This window comes from Shewanella sp. T24-MNA-CIBAN-0130, from assembly GCF_040310185.1.
In the GTDB taxonomy this organism is placed as follows: Bacteria; Pseudomonadota; Gammaproteobacteria; order Enterobacterales; family Shewanellaceae; genus Shewanella; species Shewanella psychromarinicola.
The window spans coordinates 1-237 of record NZ_JBEOPP010000549.1; the positions used below are offsets into that span (position 1 = coordinate 1).

General features: G+C 46.8%; 1 protein-coding gene. It reads right to left on the minus strand.

Translation table 11 applies throughout. The features are described 5' to 3' along the window. A partial coding sequence (locus AAEZ02_RS23455; RefSeq protein ID WP_351125640.1) for an alpha/beta fold hydrolase occupies positions 1–203 on the minus strand: 203 nt, incomplete at its 3' end. Positions 204–237: the final 34 nt, after the last annotated feature.

Sequence of the window (237 nt, forward strand, 5' to 3'; positions counted from 1 at the left end):
GGCATATGCTGGAGTTTTTTCGCCCAGATACTATCGCTTTTAGCTCGCGCGGCTTGTTGCTGAGCATCTTGCAAGCCAGGATGAGCGGATTCGAGCGTTAAGCTCAAGAGCGAATCAGCATAATCATCTGCAATATGCAGCGCTATTCGTCCGCCGAGTGAGTAACCCAATACATGAAACTGCATATAACCCATGCTATGCATTTTACTCACAATAAGCTCTGCCGTTTGGTGTAAT